Source organism: Streptomyces cellostaticus, assembly GCF_001513965.1.
Taxonomy (GTDB): domain Bacteria; phylum Actinomycetota; class Actinomycetes; order Streptomycetales; family Streptomycetaceae; genus Streptomyces; species Streptomyces cellostaticus.
On sequence record NZ_KQ948022.1, the window covers coordinates 351,121 to 367,337 of the forward strand.

The following is a 16,217-nucleotide window of genomic DNA, read 5'->3' on the forward strand; positions in this document are numbered from 1 at the left end:
GCTGCCGTATGTTGTCGACCATACGGTAGCGTATGGTTATGGTGCAACGGAGTGACAAGGCTCTCCGCGAGGGCGGACGCAAGCGGCTCACCGCGCAGGACTGGGCGGACGCGGCCTTGACGGCCATGGGTGAAGGCGGCCTCGCGGCGGTCGCCATCGAGCCGCTCGCCGCTCGTCTGGACACCACCAAGGGCAGCTTCTACTGGCACTTCGCCAACCGCGAGGCGCTGATCGAAGCCGCGCTCGACCGCTGGGAGCAGAAGTCCACCGAGGCGATCATCGCCGGGCTGGCGGCCGAGTCGGATCCGGGGACACGGCTGCGAAGGCTCTTCGCCGAGGCGTCCGAACTCGCCTCCGAAGACCCGCTGGAGGTCTCGCTGCCGGCCTCGGCCGGGCACCCGCGGGTGGCCGCCGTACTGCGCCGGGTGACGGAGCGTCGGGTTGGCTACCTGGCGCAGCTCTTCGCCGAACTGGGCTTCCCTCCGGACGAGGCACACCGCCGTGCACTGCTGGCGTACACCGGCTACCTGGGACACACGCAGCTGACGCACGCGGTGCCGGAGACGCTTCCGGCCGGCGAGGACGGCAGGCGCTATCTGGACTCGGTGCTCGACACGCTGATGAGGGCTGCCCCGGATTCGTGAACCCGGCGGACGGGTCAAGCCCGTCCATGTGCCTCCTGCGAGCGTCGCGACAGGGAGTCGATGACCACCGCGGCGAAGAGCACCCCGCCCGTGATCACGAGCTGGACGGCGGTGGGCGTGTCCGTGAGCGCCATGCCCGACGCGATCGACTGGATGACCAGGATGCCGAGTACGGCGGACCAGGTCGTACCGCGTCCTCCGAACAGGCTGGTGCCGCCGATGACGGCTGCCGCGATGGCATTGAGCAGCAGGACTCCCGAGCCTGATCCCTGGCTCACCGAGGTGATGCGCGAGGCCAGGAACAGGCCGCCGAGCGCGGCCATGGTGCCCGAGACCGCGAGTACCGCGGTCTGCACCCGCATCACGCTGAGACTGGCACGACGCGCCGCCTCGACACCGCCGCCGAGGGCGTAGACCTGCCGTCCGTAGTGCGTGCGCCGGAGAAGGATGTCGAGGCCGGCCACCACCACGAGGAAGATCAGGAGGGCGAGCGGCAGACCCTGGAACCGGTTGAGCACATACGCGCCGGCGAAGGTGATCACCGCGAGTCCTGCCGTACGTGCCGCGATGTCCCGGAGCGAGCGGTGCGGCATGCCGACGGCCTTGCGGCGCCGTCTGTCCAGGTAGGACGCGAGGAAGGCCATGCCCGTGCCGCATGCCGCCAGTCCGTAGGCGGCACCGTGGTTGGTGAAGTAGTAGCTGGTCAGCTTGGCGACGAGCCCGTTCTCGTCGAGGTTGACGGTGCCGCTCGTCCCGAGGATGGAGAGCATGATGCCGTTCCAGGTCAGCAGCCCGGCCAGGGTGACGACGAACGCCGGCACCCGGGTCTTTGCGAAGGAGAAGCCCTGGACGGTTCCCGCCAGGGTGCCCGTGAGCACCGCGACGATGAGGGCGAGCCATTCCGGCACGCCGTTGTTCACGTTCAGAACGGCGAAGACCGCTGCCGCGAGGCCGCTGATCGAGCCCACCGACAGGTCGAGCTCGCCGAGGAGCAGCACGAAGACGATGCCGACCGCGATCAGCCCCGTGCCCACGATGTCCACGCTGAGATTGGACAGGTTCCGGGGAGAGAGGAAGTTCTCGTTCAGGGACTGGAAGATGATCCAGACCACGGCGAGGACGAGGATGACGGGGAGCGAGCCAGGTTCGCCGGCCCGCAGCCTGTGCCGGAAGGCGCCGGCCCAGCCCGTCACGGCGCGGGCGACCGCCCGCACGGGGTGCGGCCGAGGGGCATCGCCGGTGGGTGCGGAGGGTTCGGTCCGCGTGTTGTCCGCCATGTCGTGCATGCCTTTCACCACCCCGCCTCCGGTTGAGCCATCCGGCGGGGCACGTTTTCCGCGGCACCGGTGATGGAGGAGATGATCTGTTCCTGAGACGCGGTGTTCACGTCGAAGAAGCCGTTGTTGCGGCCCAGCCGCAGCACGGCGGCCCGGTCCGCGAGGGCTTTCACATCCCCCAGGTTGTGACTGATGAGCAGCACTCCCAGACCGCGGTCCCGCAGCCGGTCGACGAGGTCCAGGACCTCGGTGGTCTGCTCGAATCCCAGGGCTGCGGTCGGTTCGTCCAGGAGCAGTACCCGCGGGTCACCGAGGAGGGAGCGAGCGATGGCGACGGTCTGCCGCTGCCCGCTGGACAGCGAGACGACGGGGCCGCGCAGATCGGGGACGCCCCTGGTCAGCCGTTCCAGCAGGTGTCTGCTGCGGCGCTCCATCTCCACCTCGTCGAGGAACCCGAACCTGCGGATCTCCCGGCCGAGGAAGAGATTGCCGACGACGTCGAGGTTCCCGCACAGCGCGAGGTCCTGGTAGACGGTGGCGATGCCGAGGCCGCGGGCGTCATGGGGGCGCCTGATATGGACGGTGCGGCCCTCCCACTCGATGACGCCCTTGTCCGCAGGGGCGACCCCGGAGATCACTTTGACCAGGGTGGACTTGCCGGCCCCGTTGTCGCCCAGAAGAGCGAGGACCTGGCCGGCGTGGATCTCCAGCTCGATGTCCATCAGGACATCGACGACGCCGAAGCGCTTGCACACGCCGTGCAGAGCCAGCAAGGGCGGAGCCGGCACGGAAACCATCTCCTTCCCGGGGCCCGGCCGCGGCCGGGCCCGTCAGGTCAGTCCGGCCTTCTCGCAGGCGGCTTCGAGTCCGGGGGTGCAGATCCGCCGGACCGTGTACACGCCGTCCTTCACCAGGGTGCGCTTGATGTCGGCGACGGTCACGGAGACCGGGGTGAGCAGGACGGCCGGAACCCTCGTCCCGCCACGGGGCCTCACCTTGCCCGTGGCGACCCGGTCGAGGCTCTCACCGCGGGCCGCGGCCACGGCCATGGCGCCGGCGGCGGAGGCCTCGGGCCCGAACGGCTTGTAGACCGTCATGTACTGATCGCCGGCGACGATGCGCCGCACGGCCGCGAGTTCGGCGTCCTGGCCGGTGACAGGGGGCAGCGGGTGGACCTTGTTCGCCTTGAGAGCGGAGATGCTTCCGCCGGCGAGGCCGTCGTTGGCGGCGTAGACCCCTTGGATGTTGTCGGCGCCGAGGGCGGAGATGGCGCCGGACATGTTCATGTTCGCCGCCTCAGGCCGCCATTGGAGCGTGTCATACGATTTGGCGATCTTCACCTTCCCGCTGAGTACGGACAGTGCGCCTTTCTTGAACGACACCGCGTTGGGATCGCTGAGATCGCCGTTCATCATGACGATCTGGCCGCTCTTCACCTTGTCGCCCATGGCCTTCAGCAGTGCCCTGCCCTGCAGCCTGCCGACCTCCTCGCCGTCGAAGGAGACGTATCCCGAGATCGGGCCCTCGGCGAGGCGGTCGTAGGCGATGACCGGGATATCTGCTTCATGGGCCTTGCGGACCGTGGGGCCGAGCGCCCTGGCGTCCACGGCCACGAGCACGATGGCATCGACCCCCTCGGTGATCAACGAGTCCATCTGCTCCTGCTGGATGGCCACGTCGTTCTTGGCGTTGGCGTGCTCGACCGAGCAGTCGTGGCACAGCTCCTTGATCCTTTTCTCCAGCAGGGGCCTGTCCTGTGTCTCCCAACGGGCAGTGGTGGCGTCCGGCAGCAGCAGACCGATCTTCGGCGCGTTCCCCCCGCCGGATGTGTTCCCGGCACCCGTCCCGCAGGCGGCGACAGCGACGATCGTCGAGGCGGTGGCCATGGCCATGGCCGCGTTCCCCATGAAGGCCTTCATAGGAGAGACCTCCCCCGTCCTTGCGCCGCGTGGTGGACAGCCGGAAGGGAGACCGGGAGAGCGCTGATGCCTGCCCGCACGGGCAGCGGCACCGACGGCGTCAACCATGACGACACCCGGCTTCCGCACCATGCCACGCGCGCCACCGGGAGCCGGTGGACGGCTACGACGCCGGCCCCCACAGCCCGCCCGGACCACGTGGATGGGGCAAGACGACCATGTCGTCAGTGTGACACCGGCGCGGGTGATCTGCGAACCCAGCCGATCTGTCCGGTTAGCCCGTATATGCGATTCTGGTGGAGGGCCCTCATCTCACCCTGTCGGCATCTCGGCCCGGACGGGAGGTAGGTGCGGACATGCCTCAAGACGGCTGTGCCCGGGCCGGAGTCGCGCAGCTGTGGACGTCCGAGGCCGCCGCCGGTGTTCGCATACTGACGTTCGCCGGTGCGGCGCTGGCAGCGGTCTATGTGCTCGCTGCCGGGCGGGAAGAGCTTCGGCTGGTGGAGACCGCCGGATGTGCCGCTTCCGAGTACGGGCTGCCGGAGCGCCTGAGCCTGTCCGGTGACTCACCGGCGGCCCATGTCGTCCGCACCGGCCGGCCTCTGTGGCTGAATCCCGCAGCGCTCGCCTCCTTCTCCGAGGGCGGCCCGACGCCTCCGCGAGCGGAGACATCGCTCGGCGCACTGCCCCTGGGGACGGAGGGCAGACGTCTGGGCTGCCTCGTCGTCGTGGGCGCCTGCGCCGACGGCTTCGCGGCCGGGCAACGGCATTTCCTGGGCCGGTACGCCGACGCGGTCGCAGGCCTGCTCCAGGCAGCGGCCGGGGGACCCGTGCCGTCGCCGCTGCTGGGTCCCGCCCTGCGCCGGCTGCGCGTCGGCTCGTTCGCCCTGGTGCCGGACACCGGCCTGATCGAGGCGGACGAGACTCTCCTCGAACTGGTCGGTATCACTCCGGACACCTTCGACGGCAAGGCCGACACCCTGCTCGCGCATGCCCTCCCGGAGGACATGCACACCCTGATGTCGGTCCTGGAACCGTCCGCCCAGGCGCTCGGCGGCCGGGAGCTGGAGTTCCGGGTCCGCCGTCCCACCGGCGCAGCGCGCTGGCTGAGCCTGAGCTGCCGCGCGGTTGCCGGCACCGACGACCGGCCGGATCAGGTGCTGTGTGTGGTGACGGCAGCCTCGGTCCTGCCCTGGAGCAGCGACGACGTCTCCAGGATCCAGTGGCTGACCGCCGCGCTCGACGATGCCACCACGGTCGCCGACGTCGGCCAGGTGGTGGTCACCGCGCTCCGGGAGCCGCTCGGCGCTGACCGGGTGGCACTCGCCGAGCTGCGGGACGACCGGCTCATGGTCACCGTGCTCGACCCGACGGAGCCCGCTGCCTGGCCCGAGGCGTGGCGCTCCGAGTGGCGTTCGCACTGGCCCGACGCACCGGTCGGCGCCCTGCCCACCCTTCGGACGGCTCTGCGGGACGGACGGATGGATCTGTGGCCCGCCGGTACGGCCGTCGAACCCGGACTCGCAGGCATCGGCCCCGGAGGTCTGGCCGTCCTGCCGCTGCCTGCCAAGGGCCGGGCCGCCGGCGTGTGCCTGATCGGCTGGGACCGGCCGCACGCGTTCGTCCCCGAGGAACGCTCCCTGCTGACCGCAACCGCGGCGCTGGTCGGGCAGGCCCTCACGCGCGCCCACGCGTACGACGCCGAGCAAGAGCTCGCAACGATGCTGCAGCGCAGCCTGCTGCCCCGGCGCCTGCCCGAACTGTCCGGAGGGACAGCCGTCGCCCGCTATCTGCCCGCCAGACGGGGGTTGCAGGTGGGCGGCGACTGGTACGACGTCATCGCCCTCACCGAGGACCGGGTGGCGCTGGTCATCGGAGACGTACAAGGACACAGCGCCGGAGCAGCGACGATCATGGGCCAGATGCGTACCGCGGTCCGAGCGTACGCGGTGGAGGGCCATCCACCGGACGTGGTCGTCTCACACGCCAACCGGCTCCTCGTCGGCATGGAATCCGATCTGTTCGCCACCTGCTGCTACGCCGAACTGGACATGGAGGAGGGCAACGCCCTGTTCGTCCGGGCCGGACATCTCTCACCGCTGGTACGTCATCCCGACGGCAGCACCGAGGAGGTGCAGGTCGAAGGCGCGCTCCCGCTGGGCATCTCCGCCGAGGCCGAGTTCCCCATGACCGCGGTCGCACTGGCCCCCGGCACGCTACTCGCCCTGGTCACCGACGGCCTGGTCGAGGCCGCCGACCTGCCCCTGGACGAGGGCATGCGGCGGACGAGCGCCGCACTCTCCGCGGCCGATCCGTCGGATCCGGGGCGGGTGGCCGACGCACTGCTCGGTGACGTCGGCCCCCGCGAGGACGACGTGGCGCTGCTGCTGCTGCGCTACGACGGCATGAAGACCCGGCCGATACGGGCCGGATGGGCGGTGTGGCGGCTGCCGGACGCCGTCATGCACGCCCGTCGCTTCACCGCACGCACGCTGCGCCGCTGGCACGTCGACGAAGTGACCGACACGGTCCTGCTGGTCGTGTCCGAACTGGTCACCAACGCCCTGATGCACACCCAGGGACCGGTCCACCTCGACCTGATACTCCGCGGCGACCGGGTGCGCGTCTGCGTCAGCGACTCGTCTCCGCGGGCGCCCGCCAAGCCGGTGATCGTGGACTGGGAGGCGACCGGCGGCCGGGGGCTGCTGCTGGTGGAAGCGATGTCCGAATCCTTCGGCTCGGTGCCGGTCGCCAGCGGCAAACAGGTGTGGAGCGACATCGTCGTACCGCGGCGCGAGCCGGCTCCCACGGGCCCGGGGCTCCGGACGGACCAGGAGGGTCTGCCATGAGAACCCGTCCATGGCACGTCGTCGCCGGACTCGTCGCGGCGCTCATGACGATGCCCCTGGCCGCCTGCGGAGGAGACGGCGAGACGGGCGCGGACAGCTTCACCGTCGGCCTGCTGCTCCCGAGCCGAGCGGTGCCCCGCTGGGAGCAGTTCGACAGGCCGCTCATCGAGAAGCGGCTGAAGGCGCTGTGTCCCCACTGCGCCATGGAGTACGCCAACGCCGACAACGACGCGACGCGACAGCAGCAACAAATGATCTCCATGATCACCAAAGGCGTCAGAGTCCTGATCCTCGACGCCGCCGATACCAGGGCGCTCCGCTCCTCCATCCAGCAGGCGCGCCAGGCGGGAGTCCCCGTCGTCGCCTACGACCGGCTCGCCGAAGGCCCGATCTCGGGCTATGTCAGTTTCAACGGCGCGCAGGTCGGCAAGCTCCAGGCCGAGGCGCTCCTCAAGGCCATGGGCGACCGGGCGAACGGCGGGAACGTCGTCATGATGAACGGCGATCCGGCCAGCTCGAACGCGGCATGGTTCAGGAGCGGGGCGCTGTCCGTCCTCACCGGCAAGGTGAAGATCCGCCGGTCCTACGACACCCCGGGCTGGAGCACGGAGAACGCCCACGCCAACATGTCCGCCGCCATCGCGGCCCTGGGCCCCGGGCGGATCGACGGCGTCCTGGCGGCCAACGACGCCATCGCCGCCGGCGTCATCTCCGCTCTCAAGAGCGCCGGGGTACAGAAGCTTCCCCCCGTCACCGGCCAGGACGCCGACCTCGACGCCGTACGACGCATCATCAAGGGCGAGCAGTACATGACGGTCTACAAACCCTTCAGGACGGAAGCCGCCGCAGTCGCCGCCATGGCCGTCGCCCTGGGGCGCGGAGGGAGTCTGCGCGACGTCGCCACGACCGCGACCGACAGCCCCACCACCCGGCACATCCCGTCCGTCCTGCTCACTCCCAGGGCGGTGACGGTCGGCGACGTCAGGCAGACGCTCGTCAAGGACGGCGTGTACACGATCGGCCAGATCTGCACCCAGGCGCTCCGTCCCGCATGCGACAGGGCCGGACTCGACGTTCGCAGGTCCTAGCGGACGTACCGGGTCGCCGAGCGAGAAGCCGCAGTGTTACAAAAGGGACATGAGCGGACGTGCCCGCTGGCCATGGGCGAGAGCGGCGCCGCCGCCGGGTACACGGCCGTCATCCGGGCCGTCCCGTCGTCCGGGGCCCTGGCCACCACAGGGACGCCGCCTTACGCCGTCTCTGAGCGTCCGCACGCTCGCCGCGCAGGTCTTTCTGCTCCAGGCCCTCATCATGCTGGTGGTGGTCGTGGTGGCGGCCGCCGCCCTGGTGGTGCAGGGGCGGCGCGACGCGGAGCACAACGCCAGGAACCGTTCACTGGCCGCAGCTGAGGGCTTCGCGCATGCGCCGGGCACGGCACTCGCGCTGCGCTCACCGGATCCCACCGCACGGCTGCAGGCGGCGGCGGAACGGGCGCGGCGCGGATCCGGCGTCGATTTCATCACCGTCCTGGACAAACAGGGGGTCCGGCTCACCGACCCAGAGCCCGCCCTGATCGGTACGAAGGCACAGGGCGTCGGCCGAGCCGCCGCGGGGGAGGCGTTCACGGAGACGTTCCACGGCCGGCCGACCGACGCAGTGCGTGCGGTCGTCCCCGTCACGGATGCGAGCAGGCGCGTGGTCGGCATGGTCAGCGCCGGGATCCAGTTCGCGACGCTGGGCCACGTGCTCAACCAGCAGCTGCCGATGCTGCTCGGTTCGGCCGGGGTGGCACTCGCGCTCGCGACCGGCGGCACGGCTCTGGTCAGCCGGCGGCTGCTACGGCAGACCCATGGACTCGGCCCGGCCGAGATGACCCGGATGTACGAGCACCACGACGCCGTGCTGCACGCGGTGCGCGAGGGGGTCCTGATCGTCGGCGGCGACGGGCGGCTGCTGCTCGCCAACGACGAGGCACGCCGCCTGCTGGGCCTTGCCGAGGACGCCGACCTGCGGCAGGCGGCGGAGCTGGGGCTGGGGCCCGCCCTGTCGCGGCTGCTGGTGTCGGGTGAAGCCGCGTCCGACGAGGTGGTCCCGGTCGGGGACCGGCTGCTGGCGGTGAACACCCGGCTCACCGCGCCCTACGGCGGCGCGCAGGGCCTGGTCGCCACCTTCCGTGACACGACGGAGCTGACAGCCCTGACCGGCCAGGCCGAAGTGGCGCGCGGCCGCCTGTCGTTCCTGTACGAGGCCGGCACGCGGATCGGCACCACGCTCGACGTGCGGCGTACCGCCGAGGAGCTTTCCGAGGTGGCGGTCCCGCGCATGGCGGACTTCGTCACCGTGGAGCTCCTCGACTCGGTACTGCGGGGCGAGGAGCCCACGAGCGCCGTCGACCGGATGCGGCGTACAGCACTGCGCGGGGTACAGGCCGGGCATCCGCTGCAACCGGTGGGAGACCTGATCCGTTTCGTCGTCGCCGACACGCCGATGGTGGCGGCGCTGCAACGCGGCAAGGCTGTACTGGTCCCGGACCTGCATGCCGCCCGGGACTGGCGGGCCCAGGACCCGGAAGGGGCTCGGCAGGCGTTGGACTACGGCATCCATTCACTGATCACGGTGCCTTTGCGGGCCCGAGGAATCGTCCTCGGCATGGTCAACTTCTGGCGGGGCGCCGACTCCGCGCGGTTCGAGGAGGAGGACGTCGCGGTGGCCGAGGAACTGGTCGCCCGGACGGCCGTGGCGATCGACAACGCACGCCGGTATTCCCGCGAGCACGCCATGGCCGTGACGCTGCAGCGCAGTCTGCTGCCCTCGGGCCTGCCGGACCAGGACGTACTGGAGATCGCCTCCCGCTACCTGCCGGCGCAGTCCGGCGTGGGCGGCGACTGGTTCGACGTCATCCCTCTGCCCGGCTTCCGGGTGGCACTCGTGGTCGGCGACATCGTGGGGCACGGGCTGCACGCCGCGGTGACGATGGGACGGCTGCGGACCGCAGTGCTGAACTTCTCCTCTCTGGACCTGGCCCCGGACGAACTGCTCGGCTACCTCGACGAGATGGTGACCCGGCTGGACGCCCAGACGGAGACCGCGGACGACGACGGTGCACCGCTTACCGGCGCCACCTGCCTCTACGCGATTTACGACCCGGTAGGCGGCCGCTGCACGCTCTCCCGAGCCGGGCACATCGCACCGGCAGTGGTGGATGTCCGGGGCACGGTGACGTTCCCCGACCTTCCCCTGTCGCCCCCTCTGGGGGTGGGCGGGCATCCCTTCGAGGCCGGTGAGCTGGATCTACCGGAGGGCAGTCGCCTCATCCTGTTCACCGACGGCCTGATCGAGGACCGCGGACGGGACATCGACGAGGGCTTGGAGATGCTCTGCTCGGCCGTTGCGGAGGCGGGCCGGACACCGGAGGACACCTGCCGCATCCTGGTGGAGACGATGCTGCCCGAGCGTCCCAGCGACGACGTGGCGCTGCTCGTGGCCCGGACCCGGCTGCTCGACCCGTCCAAGGTCGCGACCTGGGACGTGCCGTTCGACGCGATGGCCGTGTCCCAGGTACGCACGGACGTCAGCCGTCGGCTGGCGGACTGGGGCCTGGAGGAATCGGCGTTCGCAACGGAACTGATCCTCAGCGAACTGCTCACCAACGCGATCCGGTACGGCGCTCCGCCTGTACGCGTCAGGATCCTGCTGGGCCGCACCCTGGTCTGCGAGGTGTCGGACCGCAGCAACACCTCACCTCGGCTGCGGCGCGCGGCCACCACCGACGAAGGAGGCCGCGGCCTGTTCCTGGTCTCCCAGTACGCGGACCGGTGGGGGACACGCTATGCGGCGGACGGAAAGGTGATCTGGGCCGAACAGACGCTCGGCCGGACCCGGGAGCCGGATGTGACGGCACTGATCGAGGAGATGGCCTGGTGAGCGGGCCCACGAGCGGCGGGTTCGGCGCGGCGGAACAGTCCGCAGCCCACCGGCCACCGGGGCGAGCCGTCACCGCCCGCTGCGGCCCACCGCATCCAGGGCGCGCCGGAGATCGGCGACGCTCGGCGCACCGTCGGCCCGCCCGTCCGGCCCGCAGTAGAGGCGGCAGGAGACCGAGGCGGGGGCGCCCGGCACCGCGAAGGGGTCCGTGCCGTCGATCAGAACGGTGGGCGAGCCGGTCATCCCCAGCCTCGCCGCCCGCTCCTGGTCGGACACCTCGACCCGCTCCACGTCTGCGCTTTGGCCGTCGAGGGCGCGGGCGATCCGCTCCTCGGCCATCGGTGCGTTGGGGCAGTCCGGCACGGCCAGAACGGTGATCCGCATCGCCTCCTCCTTCCGGCCCACAGCCTCTGTGTTCGAAGGTAGACCTTCCACGGTGGTCGGCGCCTCCACCGCTCCCTGACCTCGCCGGGCCGCCGGATCCTGCGGTAACGAGTGTGGCCCCGTTCCCGGACGGCAGGAACGGGGCCACACTGGGCGCGGCTACAGGGCGGCCGCGGCGCTGTGCAGGTTCTTGGCAGCCAGGGCGAGTCCTTCGGTCTGGGAGTAGGCGGCGTCCTCGTGCTCGATGTTCACGGCCATGTCCGGGTCGATCTCGGCGAGGGCACCCAGGAACTCGGTCCAGAAGGGGACGTCGTTTCCGAGGCCGACGGCGACGAACTTCCACGCCGGGTTCTCCGGCCAGGCGTTGCACCAGAAGCCGTACCCGGTGGGCACATTGCGGGGCACCACGATCGGCGGCGGTCCCCGCGTGGCCGCCGCCGGGCGACAGCCGCAGCCGGCCGCCCGAATCAACTGCTGTGGCTGCCTGTCACTCGGATACCATCGCGGGGTGAACACTTACTGGCACGTCGCTCTGCCGCCGCTCTGCGCCTGACCGGGCGCAGACACTGACGGTTTGACCCCCGGCCCCCACCGACCCCCAGGTCGGTCAGGGGCTCATGTCGTGCGCCCGTTTCGGATCGAGTCCCAGACCCGTTCGACGACGGAAGAACACGACTGTGCCGAACCGCACTTCCCCTCTGACTCCCACGCGCCCGGCCGCCGTAGGCCCGCGCCCTTCACACACCGGTGTCCTCAGCGGCCCCGCGCCCATCCTCGCCTCGGCCGTGCTCTGGGGTACGACCGGGACCGCCAGTTCTCTCGCGCCGGCCGGTGCACCGGCGGCGGCCATCGGCTGCGCCGGACTCACCGTCGGCGGCATCCTGCTGTTCCTCACCGCTCGCGGCGCCCGCTCACTGCCCGGCGCCTGCACCCGTCCCGAGCGGTGGCTGCTCATCCTGGGGGCGCCGGCGGTGGCCGGATATCCGGTCACCTTCTACCCGGCCGTGGCGCGCACCGGCGTGGCGGTGGCCACCGTGATCGCGCTGGGCAGCGCGCCCGTCTTCGCCGGACTGCTGTCCTGGATCACGGGACAGTCCCGGCCAACCGCACGCTGGACCTGTGCCACCGCAGCCGCCGTGCTGGGCTGCACGCTCCTGGTGCTGGGGCCCGGGCTCAGCGGACATGCCACGCCGATGGACCTGACGGGCGTGATGCTGGCCGCGTGCGCCGGACTGTCGTACGCCGCCTACTCACTGATCGGCGGCAGGCTCATCACACGCGGGCACCCCTCGGACGCCGTGATGGGTGTGCTGTTCGGTGCGGCCGGGCTGCTCGTCCTGCCGTTCGTGCTGTTCGCCGGCACGCACTGGCTCGCCACCGTCCGCGGCGGAGCGGTCGCGGTGTACCTCGCCCTGTTCACCGTCTACCTGGCCTACCGGCTGTTCGGGTACGGACTGCGCCGCACGCCCGCCTCGGCGGCTACGTCGCTCACGCTGGCCGAGCCGGCCGTCGCCGCGGTCCTGGGCGTCAGCGTCCTCGGTGAACGCCTGCCGACAGCCTCCTGGTGCGGGCTGGCCGTTCTCGCGCTGGGCCTGGTCCTCCTGACCGTCCCGCTGAGGGCCGGCGGTCGGGGTCGATAGCTGCTGCACTTGCACAAGTTGCCCGTCGGCCTTGGTCAACGCCGACAAGGGGGCGGGTGCCGACGGGCAGCGGCTCGACCTCGGTGCGCAGATCGCCGAGTCGATCAGTACGTCGAGGGCGGGAGAGGGCAAGAACGACGGGGAGCTGATGGACGAGAAGCAGGCGAAGGAGTGCCTCGGGCAGGGCAGAGTCTTCGGTGCGCTCGTCGTGCCCGCCGATTTCGCGGTGCGCCTCCTGCCGGGGCCTGGCGGCGAGCGTGCGCCGCGAGACCGTATCCGACACGCCTTCGAGCAGGTCGAGTCGCAGGCGCACAGGGCGGGCGCCCTGGTCAGATGGTGCCGGGGTCGCTTTGGGCGGGTGGTCGCCAGCCGCCGGTCACCTCTTTGGTCGGCTTGTGCGGGAAGCGGCGTTCGGCGTATCGCTGAGCGTCGGAGCCCGGAATCACATAGAGCGTCTCGGCCTTGTCCTGCAGGGGGCGCAGCACGGTGTCCATGAACTGCTTGCGGTCGTCCAGATAGGGTCCGAGTACGTCCTCCCCGCCGGGGCAGACGGCCACGCAATAGCCGGACTTGTAGCTCGGCTTGAAGGACAGGCTCTGCCACATCGATGCGTTCTCAGGGTCGGTGACCCGGGAACGGAAGTCGGATGCGTCCTCGCTGTCGGCCACGGTCTGCACCCATTCGGTGAACCCGCTCATGAACTCCCGGTAGTTGTGGGTGACACAGGCGAAGAAGTCGAAGTCACCGTTCTTCTTGATGGCACCGATCGGGCAGGCCGCGACGCACAACTTGCAGTCGATGCACGGGTTGTAGTCCAGCGCCTGTCCGTGCTCGCTCACCTCGGCGTCCACCAGCACCGTGGCCAGCAGGACGAAGTTGCCGAACCTGGGGTGGATGACGTTGCGGTGCAGGCCCATCACGCCGAGGCCTGCGGCCACCGCGACCGTTTTGTGTGACACGACCCAGATCCGCCCGGGGAAGCGCTCCATCTCCTGCGGGAAACCGGCCGACGGGTTGAGTGCACGGTGACCGGCGTCCTGCAGGGCCTGGACAACGGTGCGGGCGGCGTGGTTGACCTGCTCGTCGGTCTGGTGGAACTCCTGGTTGGCCACACTGCGGGCGGGGGAGCGGTAGTTGTCGCGGTTCATCCGGACCACCAGCGAGACGAGGGTGCGCGTTCCGGGCAGGGCTGCCAGCGCGTGCTCCCGTTCCCCGGCGAGGTCGGCGTGGTCCAGGCTCACCGCGGCCGCGTCGTCGGCTCCCGCGGCGAGGCACAGCTCACGCAGCCAGCCCGCGTCGATCACCGGCGAGGGGCGCACGGCCTCACCGGTTTCGCGCCGGGCCAGCACCGCCTGCACCGACGGGTGGGCGGCGAGCTTGGCCGGCAACCTCGGCGATTCTGTTCGCTCCGTGGTGTGTTGCTCGTTCATCCCCGCACACTCCTCGTGAGTTGGATTTTCAAACTCACTATGCCGGTTGATCGCTCACACAGGCAAGGTCGTCACTGGTGCGCCTGTCGGGCTGCTCCATGGGCGGCTTCGTGGCGCAGCGCTTCACCCTGATTCGTCCGGATCTGGTCCGGCACTCGGTCCTGGTCGGGACGGGCACAGGCGGCGGCGAAGGCGCCGTGGCGCCCAAGCGCGACAACTTGCCCCGGATGGCCGCCCCGGAGGGCTCAGCGGAGGGCTTCCAGGCCCTGTTCTCCACTGGGTGGCGCGGCGGTCAGCCGATCGCCTTCACCATCTCGGAGCGGATCCGGAGCGTGGTCCTGGCGGCGGCCTTCAGGTCGGAGTCCATCGCGGCGTTGAGGGTCATCTGCGCCACCCGGGCCCACGTGTTGCCGTCCGCCCAGGCGCAGACCGGGTAGGTGACCCTCTTCCCGTCGCGCCAGGTCCGGGTCAGCACTTCGCAGGCGACCGTGGTGCCCGAGCCGGACAGGGTGACGTCCTTGGGCGGTACGAGCAGTGTCACGTGGCTGGTGGTCCTGTCGTGGTTCTCCAGCACGCGGGCGCGCACCTTGCCGGTGTGCTTGAAGCGGCCGTACATGCCCGTGACCACCAGTGCGCCCCGGTCGCCGGCGGTCGGGACGTACTCCCCGACGACGCCGTGGGCGGCCTTGGCGTCCCAGCTGCGCGCCCAGTTCTTCTCCAGCGTCCGCCCCAGTGTCGCGGAGGAGTCCTTGGCCAGCTTGTAGTGGCCGTCGATCAGCGTGTGGGGCAGGGTCAGGGTGAAGCGGGCTCGGGGGAACCCGCCCTTCAGCTCGTTCCCGATCAGTGCCAGGGTCGTCAGAACCGCGACGATCACGACGAAGATCCCGCCGATGACCGCGAGCATGAGGCCGACCCCGCTCTTCTTCGGGGGCGGCGGAATGACGGGCGGTGCACCCCAGGCATACCCCTGCTGGGTCTGCGCTGCCGACGGTGGCGTGGACACGCCAGTACGGTACTGCACGCGGTCGAGCTCTCAGCGCTCGGCCGCCCTGCTCGATCACCGTCCGCGCCCGGCGGGAGCAGGCGTTGCACGGTAGTTCGCCGCGCTGCCCGCGTTCGAGGCCTGCCGGGCCGTATCGCCGATGCGGCGAGATCGATCCGTGCGCCTTAGCCGGGGCCGGGAAGCCCCCTGTCGTCGCGCGGAGCAGAACGCCGGTGCCGTGTGCGCTCGTTGAAGCCGGTGGACGCCGTGCGACGTGCAGCGGCTGCGTCACCGGCGGTGGGCGCCGGTACGAGCGGGCCGTCGGCCGACCGGATGCAAGGCCCGTGCGTGCCGTTGCGCGGTCCCGGGCCCGGCCGCCGACCAGGCGGAACCAGGACCCCGGCCGGGACTTCCCGCTCCGGTCGCCGTCACGGCCGTTCAGGAGAGCCGATCTCGTGGAGGATCCCGAAGGCCCGCAGCAGGGGTGCCGGGCCGGTGTCCGAGATGCCGGACGCCCGGCGCGCCCGGCGCGTCCGCAGCACCGCGCGCACCGCGGAAAGGGCCGCGCACGCGATCACGGCCGCCTTGAGGTCGGCGTCGGGCGTGTCCGGAGGCAGCCTGCGCTGAACCAGGACGGTGAGCCGCTCCTCGAAGTCGGAGAAGGCCTGGACGAGGCGGGCCGTGATGACGTTCTCGATGTCCTCGAGCGGGTGGCTGAGAGCGGTCAGGGTGGAGGCCGAGAACGGCTTGGCGGCCGCCAGCAGCGCGTTGCACACCGCGTCCAGGGGGGCCTCGTCCGCCGGACGCTCGGACAGGGCGTGCTCGACGTAGGCGAAGATCTCGACGCCGTCCGGCAGCAGCAGTGCTTCCTTGCTCTCGAAGTACCGGAAGAACGTGCGCACGGAGACGTTCGCGTATGCGGCGATGTCCGCCACCGTGGTGCCCTCGAAGCCGCGCTCCTTGAACAGGTGCGCGGCCCCTTCCAGCAGCAGGCGCCGCGTCTCCTCCTTCTTGCGTTCGCGCAGTCCGGCAGGGGCGATCTCACTCGGCATGGGCCGAAGCCTCCGCCATGGTGTCCCGGCTGTCAATTGACACACGTGTCACGCGCGGAGCCGCAACGCGGCAAATCTGTCATGGCTGCCAATTGTCATCCATGACACTTTCTCTC

Annotated in this window: 13 protein-coding genes; 5 read left to right on the forward strand and 8 right to left on the reverse strand. The window is 70.7% G+C overall.

The features are described from left to right. Positions 1-32 precede the first annotated feature (32 nt). Positions 33-644, forward strand: a complete 612-nt coding sequence (locus AQI88_RS18230) for a TetR/AcrR family transcriptional regulator (RefSeq protein WP_066999952.1) — start codon at positions 33-35, stop codon at positions 642-644. Positions 645-658: 14 nt separating this feature from the next. Here AQI88_RS18230 and AQI88_RS18235 read toward each other — a convergent pair whose 3' ends face one another. From AQI88_RS18235 to AQI88_RS18245, 3 genes are read right to left on the reverse strand one after another with little or no spacing between them, the layout of a single operon-like run. Further along, on the reverse strand, positions 659-1,930 hold the full coding sequence (locus tag AQI88_RS18235; RefSeq protein ID WP_079057648.1) for a sugar ABC transporter permease: 1,272 nt from the start codon (positions 1,928-1,930) through the stop codon (positions 659-661). Positions 1,931-1,935: 5 nt separating this feature from the next. After that, the gene (locus AQI88_RS18240) at positions 1,936-2,718 is read right to left on the reverse strand and encodes an ATP-binding cassette domain-containing protein (RefSeq protein ID WP_066999954.1); all 783 of its coding nucleotides are present in this window, start codon (positions 2,716-2,718) and stop codon (positions 1,936-1,938) included. A gap of 33 nt (positions 2,719-2,751) precedes the next feature. Further along, entirely contained in the window at positions 2,752-3,840 is a 1,089-nt protein-coding gene (locus AQI88_RS18245) for a substrate-binding domain-containing protein (protein WP_066999957.1), read from the reverse strand. A gap of 356 nt (positions 3,841-4,196) precedes the next feature. Here AQI88_RS18245 and AQI88_RS18250 point away from each other — a divergent pair, with 356 nt between their 5' ends. The 3 genes from AQI88_RS18250 to AQI88_RS18260 all read left to right on the forward strand — a co-directional run bounded on the left by AQI88_RS18250 (position 4,197) and on the right by AQI88_RS18260 (position 10,613). Then, positions 4,197-6,689 (forward strand): SpoIIE family protein phosphatase, encoded by a 2,493-nt coding sequence (locus AQI88_RS18250; RefSeq protein ID WP_066999960.1) that lies wholly within the window; start codon positions 4,197-4,199, stop codon positions 6,687-6,689. Further along, positions 6,686-7,777, forward strand: a complete 1,092-nt coding sequence (locus tag AQI88_RS18255) for a sugar ABC transporter substrate-binding protein (RefSeq protein ID WP_066999963.1) — start codon at positions 6,686-6,688, stop codon at positions 7,775-7,777. Before AQI88_RS18250 ends, AQI88_RS18255 begins: the two co-directional genes overlap by 4 nt. 223 nt (positions 7,778-8,000) lie before the next feature. Then, entirely contained in the window at positions 8,001-10,613 is a 2,613-nt protein-coding gene (locus tag AQI88_RS18260; protein WP_244184196.1) for a SpoIIE family protein phosphatase, read from the forward strand. A 69-nt stretch (positions 10,614-10,682) separates the two neighbouring features. On the opposite strand, the gene AQI88_RS18265 is transcribed toward AQI88_RS18260, so the two are convergent. Both AQI88_RS18265 and AQI88_RS18270 read right to left on the reverse strand, forming a co-directional pair. Beyond that, positions 10,683-10,997, reverse strand: coding sequence for a thioredoxin domain-containing protein (locus AQI88_RS18265; protein ID WP_066999966.1), 315 nt, complete (start codon positions 10,995-10,997; stop codon positions 10,683-10,685). Positions 10,998-11,156: 159 nt separating this feature from the next. After that, entirely contained in the window at positions 11,157-11,405 is a 249-nt protein-coding gene (locus AQI88_RS18270) for a hypothetical protein (RefSeq protein ID WP_244184197.1), read from the reverse strand. Between the two features lie 209 nt (positions 11,406-11,614). Here AQI88_RS18270 and AQI88_RS18275 point away from each other — a divergent pair, with 209 nt between their 5' ends. Further along, positions 11,615-12,637 (forward strand): EamA family transporter, encoded by a 1,023-nt coding sequence (locus AQI88_RS18275; protein WP_107118587.1) that lies wholly within the window; start codon positions 11,615-11,617, stop codon positions 12,635-12,637. A 329-nt stretch (positions 12,638-12,966) separates the two neighbouring features. Here AQI88_RS18275 and AQI88_RS18280 read toward each other — a convergent pair whose 3' ends face one another. The 3 genes from AQI88_RS18280 to AQI88_RS18290 form a co-directional block, all read right to left on the reverse strand. Next, positions 12,967-14,067 (reverse strand): 4Fe-4S binding protein, encoded by a 1,101-nt coding sequence (locus AQI88_RS18280; protein WP_066999975.1) that lies wholly within the window; start codon positions 14,065-14,067, stop codon positions 12,967-12,969. A gap of 292 nt (positions 14,068-14,359) precedes the next feature. After that, a complete protein-coding gene (locus AQI88_RS18285; RefSeq protein WP_159050357.1) occupies positions 14,360-15,070 on the reverse strand; it encodes a hypothetical protein in 711 nt (236 codons plus the stop codon). Between the two features lie 407 nt (positions 15,071-15,477). After that, on the reverse strand, positions 15,478-16,101 hold the full coding sequence (locus tag AQI88_RS18290; protein WP_066999979.1) for a TetR/AcrR family transcriptional regulator: 624 nt from the start codon (positions 16,099-16,101) through the stop codon (positions 15,478-15,480). Positions 16,102-16,217: the final 116 nt, after the last annotated feature.